At 55.6% G+C, this 12,500-nt stretch carries 10 protein-coding genes; 3 read left to right on the top strand and 7 right to left on the bottom strand.

What is annotated here, in order from left to right:
• Position 1: 1 nt before the first annotated feature.
• From OOZ53_RS10955 to OOZ53_RS10985, 7 genes are all read right to left on the bottom strand, one after another.
• Entirely contained in the window at positions 2 to 1,489 is a 1,488-nt protein-coding gene (locus tag OOZ53_RS10955) for an aldehyde dehydrogenase family protein (protein ID WP_271089570.1), read from the bottom strand.
• A gap of 3 nt (positions 1,490 to 1,492) precedes the next feature.
• Entirely contained in the window at positions 1,493 to 2,458 is a 966-nt protein-coding gene (locus tag OOZ53_RS10960) for an ABC transporter permease (protein WP_271089572.1), read from the bottom strand.
• Positions 2,459 to 2,460: 2 nt separating this feature from the next.
• Complete coding sequence (locus OOZ53_RS10965; protein ID WP_271089573.1) at positions 2,461 to 4,323, bottom strand: ABC transporter permease subunit; 1,863 nt, start codon at positions 4,321 to 4,323, stop codon at positions 2,461 to 2,463.
• Positions 4,320 to 5,828, bottom strand: a complete 1,509-nt coding sequence (locus OOZ53_RS10970) for a sugar ABC transporter ATP-binding protein (protein ID WP_271089575.1) — start codon at positions 5,826 to 5,828, stop codon at positions 4,320 to 4,322. The genes OOZ53_RS10965 and OOZ53_RS10970 overlap by 4 nt, the downstream gene beginning before the upstream one ends.
• A 6-nt stretch (positions 5,829 to 5,834) precedes the next feature.
• Positions 5,835 to 7,022, bottom strand: coding sequence for a CaiB/BaiF CoA transferase family protein (locus OOZ53_RS10975; protein ID WP_271089576.1), 1,188 nt, complete (start codon positions 7,020 to 7,022; stop codon positions 5,835 to 5,837).
• A 56-nt stretch (positions 7,023 to 7,078) separates the two neighbouring features.
• Positions 7,079 to 7,864 carry an enoyl-CoA hydratase-related protein gene (locus tag OOZ53_RS10980; protein WP_271089577.1) on the bottom strand — a complete coding sequence of 262 codons (786 nt, stop codon included), beginning with the start codon at positions 7,862 to 7,864 and terminating at the stop codon, positions 7,079 to 7,081.
• A 73-nt stretch (positions 7,865 to 7,937) separates the two neighbouring features.
• Positions 7,938 to 8,873 carry a substrate-binding domain-containing protein gene (locus OOZ53_RS10985; protein WP_271089578.1) on the bottom strand — a complete coding sequence of 312 codons (936 nt, stop codon included), beginning with the start codon at positions 8,871 to 8,873 and terminating at the stop codon, positions 7,938 to 7,940.
• 369 nt (positions 8,874 to 9,242) lie between these two features.
• On the opposite strand from OOZ53_RS10985, the gene OOZ53_RS10990 reads away from it, so the two are divergent.
• From OOZ53_RS10990 to OOZ53_RS11000, 3 genes are read left to right on the top strand one after another with little or no spacing between them, the layout of a single operon-like run.
• Entirely contained in the window at positions 9,243 to 10,874 is a 1,632-nt protein-coding gene (locus OOZ53_RS10990) for a GMC family oxidoreductase (RefSeq protein WP_271089579.1), read from the top strand.
• 8 nt (positions 10,875 to 10,882) lie between these two features.
• Positions 10,883 to 11,941, top strand: a complete 1,059-nt coding sequence (locus OOZ53_RS10995) for a LacI family DNA-binding transcriptional regulator (RefSeq protein ID WP_271089580.1) — start codon at positions 10,883 to 10,885, stop codon at positions 11,939 to 11,941.
• Positions 11,922 to 12,494 carry a DUF1349 domain-containing protein gene (locus OOZ53_RS11000; RefSeq protein WP_271089581.1) on the top strand — a complete coding sequence of 191 codons (573 nt, stop codon included), beginning with the start codon at positions 11,922 to 11,924 and terminating at the stop codon, positions 12,492 to 12,494. Before OOZ53_RS10995 ends, OOZ53_RS11000 begins: the two co-directional genes overlap by 20 nt.
• Positions 12,495 to 12,500: the final 6 nt, after the last annotated feature.

The following is a 12,500-nucleotide window of genomic DNA, read 5'->3' on the forward strand; positions in this document are numbered from 1 at the left end:
CTCAATTCACCCAGTGTTCACGGTCACCCAGAACCACGTGAATCGACTTGGTTTCCATATACTCTTCCACGCCCATCATGCCGCATTCACGACCGGTTCCAGATCGCTTGAAGCCACCCATGGGCTGCTCCGGTCCGCCGACAATGGTTGTGTTGACCCAACACCGTCCGGCCCGCATTTTGCGGATGACACCGATGGCCTTGTCGATATTCTTGCTCCAGACCGAGGCGGCCAAACCGTATTCGGTATCGAGTGCCATATTGATGGCCTCGTCGGCGGTCTCGAAAGTCATGATCGAAAGGACCGGCCCGAAGATTTCATCCCTGGCGACAGCCATGTCGGCTTCAACTCCGGAAAACACCGTCGGCAATATGAATTCGCCGCCGCTGACCTCGGCAGACGTGCCGCCAATTTCCAGATTGGCGCCTTCCGCGGTGCCCTTCTCCACGTAACCAAGGATCTTGTTGAAGTGCTGGGGCGAGACAATCGCTCCCATCTGGGTCTCCGGGTCCAACGGGTCGCCCAGTTTCACCTTCGACAGCTTGTCGAGAATCTTCGCTTTGAGCGCGTCGGCTGCCGATGCCTCGACGATCAAGCGAGAACCGGAAACACAGCATTGGCCGGCATTGAAACACATGCCGAAGACGATCCCGTCCGCGGCATCATCAAGGTTGGCATCCGCAAACACGATCTGAGGATTTTTGCCGCCGAGCTCCAGGCCGACCTTTTTGAGGTTTGACTTTGATGCTTCCAGAACCCGTTCCCCGACCGCCGTCGAGCCGGTGAAGGAAATCATGTCTACATCAACATGATTGGACAATGCCTCACCGACCTCAGGTCCGACACCGGTCACAACATTGTAAACACCATTGGGCAATCCGGCCTCGGCCAGAATGTCTGCAAACATCAAGCTTGTGGTCGACGTCATTTCGGACGGTTTCAAGACCACGCAACAGCCAGCTGCCAATATGAACGGAAGGCGTTCTGCCAGGACGATGAACGGAAAGTTCCATGGCGTGATCAAGCCGACGACACCAATGGGCTGTTTGGTCACGAGACCTATCATGCCCTCGCCATAAGCATTGTGGGTCTCGCCCGTAATCAATCGGGCCATCCCGGCTGCCGCCTCATAATGATCGGCGGCGGCTTCGATCTCCGCCTTCGATTGACTGATGGGTTTTCCCGTTTCCAAAGTCTCCCAATAGGCCATCTCATCGAGTTGCGCTCGGATGCCCTGGGCGGCCTTCAACAGTATACGCCCACGCTCCGCGCCAGGCGTTTCGGACCAGAAGCCTTCAAAAGCCGTTCGGGCCGCGGCGACCGCCTTGTCGGTATCTTCCGCCGTGCACAGTGTAACAGAACTGACAACGGCGCCATGGCCGGGACTGACCCGATCCAGCCGCTTATAATCGGAACCGCTGTTCCAAACACCATCGACAAAGAAGCCATTGGCACGTGGTTCATTGGGCAAAGAGAGCTTTGACGACATCACTCAATTCCTTTGTTTCGAGAAGCGCAGCCGCTTGAGCATCTCGCGCAGATTACCGCTGGAGTAGCTGGCGACCGCAATCGCCAGCACGATGCCAATGACGATGCGCTGCCAATAGGGATTGACGCCCAGCAGGTTGAAGGCATTGGCCATCATTCCAATGATCAGGGCGCCGCAAAGGGTGCCGACAACGGTGCCGATACCACCCATCAGCGACACACCACCGATCGCGGCGGCTGCGATGGCGTCCAGTTCCCAGCCAACACCTGTTCTGACAGCCTCGCCGGACTGCATTCGCGCAACCAGCATCAGTCCGGCAAAAGCCGAGAGGAACCCGCTGATTGCATAGGTGACGATTTTCACACGCGCGACGTTGATTCCGGCAAGCCGCGCGGCCTCTTCATTGCCGCCCACCTGATAGATTTGCCGGCCGAGATTGGTGTATCGCAGGAACAGGGCAGCGATCGCGCAGGCCAGAAAGAAAAGCAGGGCTGGCACGGGCAGGCCGAACACAACGCCATCTGCCAGCAGGAACAATTCGTCAGGCAGTGTCCCGAAGATCGGACGGCTGTCCGAATAGGCCATCGCAATACCGCGCACGATCGCCATCGAAGAAATCGTCACGATTATCGGCTGAAAATTGAACGCGGTAACAAAGTAGCCATTTGCAACGCCGACCAGAATACCCGCCAACAATGCAACATGGATTCCCACAATCGGGGGCAAGGTCGCGGACAGACCCGCAATCAGCACCGAGGACAAGGCAACAACCGAGCCCACGGACAAATCCAGCCCGCCGCCGATAAGCACAAAACAGGTTCCCAGGGCAACGAAGCCAAGAAGCGATGCCTGCTTTAGAATGTTTGAAAGGTTGCCGGCTTCGAGGAATGTCGGCGAAAGGAAACCAAAGACCAAAGCCATCACGACCAGTACGACGATGAAGGGATAGGTCCTGAAAAATCCGGTCATGACTACTCCTCCACCGTGATCGACTTGACGATGCCATATTCCAGGACATCGAAACTGCGCTCGACATCCAGGTCGAAGTCGAATTTCCCCGGCTTGATTGCCTCAAGAGTCGCCTTGATCTCCAACGGCTCACTGATCTTGCCGTAGCTCCATGCTCGCTTGCCCCAGAACTCGGATATGGACCTTGGGTTGGGCGCTGCCTTGATCAGTTTGAAGCCGCGCCAAAAACTCAACGGCGACATGATGGAAAAGTCGGAGGCGTGATCCGCGTTCGGTTCGACCTTGATGATGACATCAAATCGGTCGCCGAGTTTCACTGTTTCAGGCAGGGTTACTCCATCAGCGACCACGATGACCGGTGCATTCTCGGGGATTTCGCCGGAACCGGCCGTATCTTGCGCCGCCTTTATCTGCTCCAGATAGATCCTGCCCTCACGTGTCGCATCGCTGTCCGGAAACCCCTCTTCCAGTAGCGCGAAAATCTCCTGGAATTTTTCGCTATCGCTCGTCTGCTGCAGCAGGGTTACATAATTCTTCAGAACATCGAATGAGAGGTTTTCCGACATCGCGCCGCTGGTGACCTCGGCCAACAGGTCCGCGTAAGATTCCTCGGCCCGTTGCAGGTCACCGCTGCCGCGGGCGGAATTGGCGATCCCGATCCGTGAAAGCAGCGCATACTCACTGTCGGGAAAGCGTTCGATTACGTCTTCATAAATCGGAATGGCGCGATGATAGACCCGCGTCAGTTCCAGGTTTTTTGCACGCGTGTAAGGCGCTTTGGCGAGGTCGATCTGAAACAGTGAGTTCGTTGTTTGGTATAAAACACCGTTCAGTACGACAAGGAGAACGCCGAGTGCCGCAAGCGGTTTCCACCATCCGACCAAGGAGCCGAACTGCGGAACCATGTTTCTCCAATCGATGCCGTCCTGCCCGCGATCGCTCAACGCCTGCAACATGACCGCAAGAATGATGATCGCCCCTTTGGCCACCTGCTGCCAGGCCGGTCCGACGCCCAGGAGATTGAACAAATTCGCAACGATCCCGATGATCAACGCGCCAACGAAAGCACCCCAGATAGAACCGCTGCCGCCGCGGATGGACGTGCCTCCGATGACCACCGCTGCAATGGCATCGAGTTCCCAGAAAATTCCGGCCTGGCCCGGCTCGCCAGACTCCATCCGACTTGTCAGGACCAGTCCTGAAATGCCGGCAAGCAAAGCGCAGTAGAGATAGGTTTTGAACTTCACGCCGGCGACGTTGATGCCGGACAATCGGGCGGCGGTTTCGTTTGCACCAACAGCGTAGACTTCGCGCCCAAACACGCGCCATCGCATGATGTACCAGGTGATCAACGCCGCCGCCAGAAACAGCACCGAGGGCACGGGAATGCCAAATACGTCACCCCGCGAAATCAACATGAACACATCGGGATAGTCGGCATAAACCGGTTGGCCACCGGTATAGACCAGGCCGGCCCCTCGAGCGACGGTCATCAGGACAAGCGTGGCTACGAATGGCTGCAGACCAAGCCAACTGACCAGCGCTCCATTCGCGAAACCGACGGACAGCGCAACGAGGATCGGCACCGCCAAAAACAAAAAGAAAGGTGCGCCGCTTACCCAGAACGTGGCCGCCACGGCGCCCGTCAGAGCAACGACCGACCCGACAGACAGGTCGATGCCGCCGCCTATGATAACCACGTTCATACCTATGGCGATGATACCGATCAACGAGGCCGCACGAATGACATTCAAGATATTTTCGGCAGTCCAGAAATGTTCCGAGACCAAGCCGGCGGCAATGACAAGCGCGGCAAGAATGACAAAGTTGCCGCGGGAGACAAATGATTTGACGGCTGCAATCATTGCACAGCCTCGATGTCTTCGGACGTCTTGCCCATGGCGTTCAACATGATGCGGCTAAGGTCAAAGTCACCGCGATCATAGGTTTGCGTCACACGGCCAAGATGGAGGCACATGATGCGATCGCACACGCGGATCAATTCCTCAATCACGGAGGAAATAATGATGACTGAATTGCCCTGAGCGGTCAGATCCCAGATCAAGTCAAAGATGGCTTCCTTTGCGCCGATATCGATGCCGCGCGTCGGCTCGTCCAACAGGTAGATGTCGGTTCCCGCTCCCAGGAGTTTCGCCAGGACCACTTTTTGCTGATTGCCGCCACTCAACGTACCTACCGCATGATTGATGTCGGCATATTTCACAAAAAGTCTCTTGCAGAGCTCCTCGGCAGCTCTGTTTTCCTTGGCAAGATTGATTCCGAGCGTGCCGCCATGACTCGCCAGCGAGGGCAGTGTCGTGTTCTGTCCTATGGACATCGAGAGAACCAGCCCCTGGATTTTTCGATCCTCGGGCGCCAAACCCAGACCATGATCCAACGCGGCGCGCGGCGAGCCGACATAGGTCAACTTGCCATTGATTGAAAGCTCTCCGCTGTCCAGAAGATCGGCCCCGTATATTGCTCGGACAAGTTCGGTTCGTCCCGCCCCCATGAGTCCGGCAATGCCGAGAACTTCTCCCCGGCGCAGGGTCAGATTGATGTTGTCAAGGTATGGTGATCGCGTGAGGTCTTTTGCATGCAATACGATTTCATCGCCGATCGCGGCTCTGTGCCGGCTGTCGTCCTCGGTTTCGACCTTGTGACCCAGCATCATCTCGACCAGCCCGGCTTCATCGATGTCCTTGATATTCGAAGCGCCGACATACTCGCCATCGCGCAGCACAATCAGCCGATCGCAAATCTCGAAAATCTCGTGAAGGTGATGGGTAATCAATACCACAGCGATGCCATCGGCCTTCAGCGAACGCACCAGCTCGAAGAGGTTCGCAACCTCCTCCTTTGAAAGAGATGCCGTCGGCTCGTCCATGATCAAAAGGCGAGACTTGCGGCTCAATGATTTCGCAATCTCGATCAATTGCTGTTCGGCGACACTAAGATCGCCGGCCTTTGCGTCGAGTGAAGCCGTAAGTCCCAAACGGTCCAGAATGGCCTGCGCTTCCTTGCGCATGACCGGCCAATTCAGAAATCCGCGTCTTTCCTTCAGGTGGCCCAGAAAAACGTTTTCCACGACCGACAATTCGGGAACGATCATCAATTCCTGATAAATCGTACAAATTCCACGCGATTGGGCCTCCAACGGACCAGAAAAACTGACCGGCTCATTATCGACAAGCAACTCCCCCTGGTTGGGTTGAATGGCGCCGGCGATGATCTTCATCAATGTGGATTTGCCGGCGCCATTTTCTCCAACGACCGCAACAACTTCGCCAGCATCTATGTTGAAATCCACACCCTTGAGAGCTTTGACACCTGGATAGAACTTGCTTACGCCCCTGACTTCCAAAAGCATGTGTTGCTAACCTTGTCCGATAGCGCCCTTTTCGAGCAGCCTTGCTTGTTCTTCGGTGGAAATACCCAAATCATTCAGGATTTCCGATGTCTGCGCACCAAGTTTCTGCGGCGCGAGGTGCACCGGGGCGGTTTGTCCGTCGTAGCGCACCGGGTTGGCCAGCAGGGTTATTTCCTCTCCATTCCATGCCTCGACCTTGACGAGGTCGCCATTGTGCAGAATCTGCGGATCGCGGGCGAGGTCCTCGTAATCGTTGACCTGAGTGAACCAGATGCCGCGCTCTTCGAATATCGAAGCCCAGTCCTCGAAGGATTTTTCGCGCAGCTTTTCGGCAAAGAATGCCGAAATCTCTTCGCGCCGGGCAAAAGCTTCGTTCTGTTCGGCGTGGAATTCACCCTCGGCGCCCACTGCATCCAGCATAAGGGGCAAATTGCCAAGCGACAGACCGATAAACTTATCGGAAGTCGCGTAGATCCCGTAAGGCGCTTCGTGATACCAACTTCCGACATGGCTTGGTTGCTGGGCGCTTTCCGGTTTCTCGCCATTGAAGTAGCAAACCAGCGATTCTGCCTGCAGGTTCAAAGCCGCGGAAAACAGATTGACATCGACACGCCCGCCTTTGCCGGTTCTGGCCTTCTTGACCAGGGCGCCCAGAATGCCGGCAGCAAAGATCATCGCACCATGATGATCGATGGCCGAGGTTCCGACCAGGCGTGGGATTTCCCCCTCCTTGCCCGTTATCCAGGCCAGACCGGAAAGAGATTGTGCGATCATATCCTGCCCGGGTCTATTGACGTAAGGGCCATCCGGACCAAAGCCGCTGGCAGAGGCAAATATGATTTCCGGATTGTCCTTCCTCAGCTCTTCGTAGCCGAGGCCCAGCTTTTCCATGACACCGGGCCGAAAGTTCTCTGCCACGATGTCGGCGCTCGCTGCCAATTTGCGAGCAATTTCGACAGCTTCCGGTTTCTTCAGGTCCAGGCAAACGCTTTTCTTGTTGCGGTTTGCCACAAGCTCCAGGGTCGTTTCGCCGCCGGCCTTCTTTGCGTCGCTGCCGCCCCAGTGTCGTTGAAATGCACCCTTCAGCGGCTCAATTGCGATTACTTCCGCACCAAGATCCGCAAGAAACTGGATTCCCAGGGGACCCATCAGGAAGTGATTGAAGCTGACGATTCGAATGCCTTCAAGCTGCATGGTGTGGTCCCTGTCGATGTCGCACCTTCAAAGTCGAAAATGCCGGTTCTGAAATCTTACTCATCCTTGAATTCCGGTTGCCGCTTCTCAAAGAATGCGGACATTCCTTCTGACTGGTCCTTGGTCGTAAAGGCCAATGCGATGTTGCGTCGTTCGCGTTCCAATCCAGCCGAAAGTGACAGTTCGTCCGATGCCCTGACCGCGTCTTTCGCGAATCCAAGCGCCTTGAGCGAATGTCGCGCGATCAAAGATGCAATCTCGAGCGCGCGATCTTCGCTGTTTTCTGCGGCGACGACTTCAGCCGCCAAGCCCAATTTCAGGGCTTGTTGCGCGTCAACGGTCTCACCGGTCAAAATCATTTGCATAGCCGCATACTTGCCCACAATTCGCCGAAGGCGCTGTGTTGCTCCATCTCCGGGAATGTGACCGAGTTTTATCTCCGGCTGGCCAAACACGGCTGTATTCGAGGCAATGACAATATCGCAAAGCATCGCGAGCTCATGACCGCCACCGAGACAAATGCCATTGACGGCCGCAATCATCGGAATTCGTGTAGTTTCCAAAACAGTCCAGTTTTCGCTGCGTGAGCGGTTTTGTATCGCTTCAATGCCGGCGTCGCGCATTTCCTTGATATCCGCACCGGCTGAAAAACAGGTCTCTCCGCCCGAGATAACGATGCATCGGACATGCTGGCTTTGCTCCGCGAAGCGGACCTGATCCGCCAAAACCTGGAGCATTTCGTTGCTGATTGCGTTTCGCTTGTCCGGGCGATTGAGCCGGAGCAGCCAAACTTTATCGCGCGACGTGTCAGCAAGCACTGGGGACGTGCCTTCAGCAACCATCAATCCGCTCCTTGGGAAATCGAGCAAGTAAGTCAGGCCCCCGATTATCGGAGGCCTGACAAAATCTCACATGTCACCGGACATACTGCGAGTTGGCGTCGTAGAAATCGTCTACGTTGTCCTTGGTGATCACAGGCGTCTCGGTGATGATCCGCTTGGGAACAGGCTCGCCTTTCAAAACGCGAACAGCCATGTCGAGGCCGAGCGCGCCGCCGGTCGCATAGATTGCCGTCGCTTGCAGCCAGCCCTCTTTGATGGCCTCGAAAGCCTCGCGCTGACCGTCAACGCCGACGAGGAAGACATCTCCCGGCTTGTAGCCGGCTTCCTTGAGCACATTGATGGCGCCCAGGATCATGGGGTCATTATGCGCATAGATCACGTCGAACTGGCCTTTGTATTTGGTGAGCCAGTCTTCGACGATCGGAATGGCCGGCGCCAGATCATAATTCGCAGGCTGGGCATCGAGGCGTTCCGTTTTTCCCTCGATCTGGGACGTAAAGCCCTCATGACGCTGGATTGTTGGCGTTGCGCCCGGAATTCCTTCAAGCTCCAGGTATTTGAAGCTGTCTCCGGCGTTGGCTTTGGTAAATTTACCGAGTTCTTCGCCAATCTGCAGATTGTTGCCGCCGATGAACACGTCGTAGTCTTCGCCGACGATCTCTCGGTCCAACACGACAAGCGGTATGCCAGCCTTCTTGATTGCATTGACCGCTGGCACCAGAGCCTGCGCCTCGCGAGGGCTCATCATGATCAGATCAACGCCGCGCGAAATAAGGTCCTCGACGTCGGCAATTTGTTTTTCATTGGAGCCACCGGCATCGGTGAAGATGAACTCTTTGATCTCGTCGGGATATTTCTTTGCCTGCGCTTCAGCCGACGTCACCATATAGGCGCGCCAGGGGTGGTCCATTGTGTCCTGACTAAATCCGATTGTCCAAGGCGGACCATCAGCCAAAGCCGGAGCCCCGACTCCAATACTCAACGCCACGGCTGATATCATCGACAGCATATCGCGTCTGTTAAACATCACATTCCTCCCTTTGAGGTTTAGGTTTCGCTGCTTCTCCCGGGCTCATGACCAGACCTTAAAAGACGGTTCTTTCGCAACCCAACAGGCCGATGGCTCGGCTGAACGGCAACACCATATTCAGTCGATCGCAAAAGTCAATTTTTTATTGAAAAATTTACTAAATGCGTCAATTTAGTGCAAAATCATCATATCATTAGCGGTTTTCCAAACCTGAAGGCGCGTAATCGGAATACGGACAATTGTTTTGGCTAAATATTTTACTAAATTTCTTGAATCGGCAACCGATGTGCACTATAGCTGACTCGCCATTCTATCTGGGGCCCGCAATGGCATGGGAGAGCATAGAACGTGTATGATTACATTATAGTGGGAGCAGGATCTGCCGGTTGTGTGCTAGCCAATCGCCTGTCGGCAAATTCCGAAGTTCGGGTGTTGCTTCTGGAGGCCGGCGGCCCGGACAACGACCCGATGATCCATGTGCCGGGCGGCTTTGCATTGCTGCAAAAACCAAGCGTCAACTATTGCTATACCACCGCGCCGCAGAAGCACCTCAACAATCGTGAGCTCTGGTTTCCGCTGGGCAAAACACTCGGCGGCTCAAGCTCGATAAACGGCATGATTTACATTCGCGGCCAAAAAGAGGACTACGACAGCTGGGCCGGCGACGGAAATACGGGCTGGTCCTATGAAAACGTTTTGCCTTATTTCCGCAGGGCAGAGAACAACAACACGATTGCCGACGCCTATCACGGCACTGACGGGCCGCTCCATGTTTCGAACCAGCGCTCGCCGCATATTATCTGCAAAGACTATATCCGTGCCGCCCAACAGGCGGGGTACAAACTCAATCCGGATTTCAACGGGGACGATCAACTGGGAACCGGTCTCTACCAGGTCACCCAGCACAATGGCCGCCGGGCATCGGCCGCGGTTTGCTATCTGAAACCCGCAATGAAGCGTCCCAATCTGACGGTGGTTACGCACGCCCAGAGCAAAAGGGTCATTATCGAACGCCGCCGCGCCGTTGGCATTGAATATGTCAAGGGCGGGAAAGTGGAGACGGTTCGTTGCGAACGTGAAGTTCTGGTGTCCTCCGGCTCCATCGGCACGGCCAAATTGTTGCTGCTTTCAGGCATAGGGCCCTCGGACGAACTGAAGGCGCTTGGAATAGACATGCAGCACCACATGGATGGGGTCGGAAAGAATTACCAGGACCATCTCAACACATATGTTGTTTGCGACTTGAACAAACCGATCTCCTATGATGGCCAGCACAAGTTTCCGCAGAACATTAAACACGGAATTCAGTATGCGCTCTATCGAACGGGAGCGCCAACATCACCCGTGGCCGAAGGAGGTTGCTTCATCGACGTTCATGGAACCGGACGGGCGGACCTGCAGACGCACATCCTCCCGGCTTATGTGGTCAACGGCGCCCGAACCTTTGTTCCCGGCCACGGGTTGACGATCAATACGTGCAACATGCGCCCCACAAGCCGCGGGAGCGTTACGCTGAGGTCTTCGAACCCGGAGGACATGCCGGTCATAGATCCGAACTATCATGATACGGAATATGATCGCGACATGTCGGTTCAGGCAGTCAAACATGTCCGCGAGATTCTGGCACAGCCTGCGATAGCGCAGCACATCAAGCGCGAACGATATCCGGGGGCCGACGCGAAGACGCCGGAGCAAATTCTTGAATATGCGAGAGAGTTTGCGTCCGTGGATTATCACCCCGTCGGCACCTGCAAGATGGGAACCGACGACATGGCGGTGGTCGACCCCGAGCTGAAGGTTCACGGCATCGAAGGATTGCGGGTGTGCGACAACTCGATAATGCCCTACCTGAACAGCGGCAACACGAATGCTCCAGCCATCATGATTGGTGAAAAAGCGGCAGCAATGATCCTGGAAGAACCGCCGCTGACCCAGAAGGTGCCGAAACGCACCTATTTTCCGCAAACTGCTTCTGCCTAGGACTTGATATGCCCAACTCGAAAAAAGTCACAATCAAAGACGTAGCGCAGCTGGCCGGGGTCTCTCCCGCCACCGTGTCTTTGGTCGTTCAGGGTAAGGGCAACCTCAAAACCGAAACCCGGCAACTCGTTGCCCAGGCGATCGAGGATACCGGTTACGCACGCAAGCCCTCGACCGCTCGTCACAGCAGAGGCCTGCAGTTCGCAATTATCGTCGATGACATCTCGAACCCCTACTTCCACACTCTTTACGAGGGCATGGAAACGGAGCTCGTGACGGCCGGGCATTATGCGACGCTTCTGTCGTCTCACGACTCGGTTGATCGTCAACGGCAATTGCTGCGGGATCTCTGGGAAACCGAGATTGGCGGTGTCGTACTGGTCCCGGCAACCGGTACCAAGCAATCTGATCTCAGCGAATTTGAGAATCGCAGAAGGCCGCTTCTGATGGCCGTTCGGCGGATCGGCAAGACGCCGTTCGACTACGTGGGAGCCAATCCCATGGTGGGTATGCAGATCGCCACCGAGCATCTGATATCACTCGGCCATACGGCAATCGGTTTTGTCGGCGGGTATCAGAAGAACTTTGCCTACGGCGAAAGATATGCAGGGTTTGCCTCCTCCCATATGAGCCATGGATTGACACTCAGGTCCGAACTGGTCGCCAATGGTGGTTCAACCCGCGAATTTGGAAGGGAGGCAGCCGAAAGGTTGCTTAACAAGTCTCGCAGGCCAACGGCGCTGATCGCCTATAACGATCTGGTGGCTATTGGGATTATGGATGCCATCACGAATGCCGGCCTGAAACCCGGTCGGGACATCGCGGTTATCGGATATGACGATATTCCCGAAGCAGAACTACAGCCTGTGCCACTTTCGTCCATTGCCACACCCGCGGGAAAACTCGGCGAGCTCATCGGACAAGCTCTGCTGAACTGGTCAACGGACGGTGCTGACCGGAGCCCGCTCGATATCACATATCCGCCACGTTTGGTGATGCGGGCAAGCTGCGGTGCGATTGACCGCGATCTTTCGGATGGAGACCTTGATGCAGTCGCTGATTTGTGAGGGCCAATGGCTTAACCCTCCTCCAAAATGGTCTCTGGAAAGGAACGCCCTGACATTGGAGACCGGAGACAAGACCGATTTCTGGCGCCACACGCATTATGGATTTGTTCGCGATGACGGTCATTTCTGGCATGTGCCGGCGCCTTCAAGCTTCACTGCAACGGTAACTTTTGCCGGCAAATATGAGACGCTCTACGATCAGGCCGGACTGATGCTGCGCGTCGATCCTGACAATTGGATCAAGCTTGGCATTGAACACTCGGACGGGATGACAAATTTCAGCATCGTCGTCACTCGCGGCCGCTCCGACTGGTCGGTGATCGCCCGGCCGTTGATCTCCGGCCCGCAGACCGTGCGACTCACGGTAAAAAACAACGCAGCCCTTGCGCATTTCAAGAATGAAAATGGATGGCAACTCATGCGCGTTGCTGACTTTCCGGCCTTTGACAAAGCCCATATTGGCCCGATGGCTTGTTCGCCGGAACGAAGCGGATTTGAAGCCAGCTTCAGCGAATTTCAGCTCACCGACCCTATCGAAAATCCGCTTCATTGACCGAAT

Origin of the sequence: Allohoeflea poritis (assembly GCF_027889715.1) — a bacterium.
Taxonomy (GTDB): Bacteria; Pseudomonadota; Alphaproteobacteria; order Rhizobiales; family Rhizobiaceae; genus Hoeflea_A; species Hoeflea_A poritis.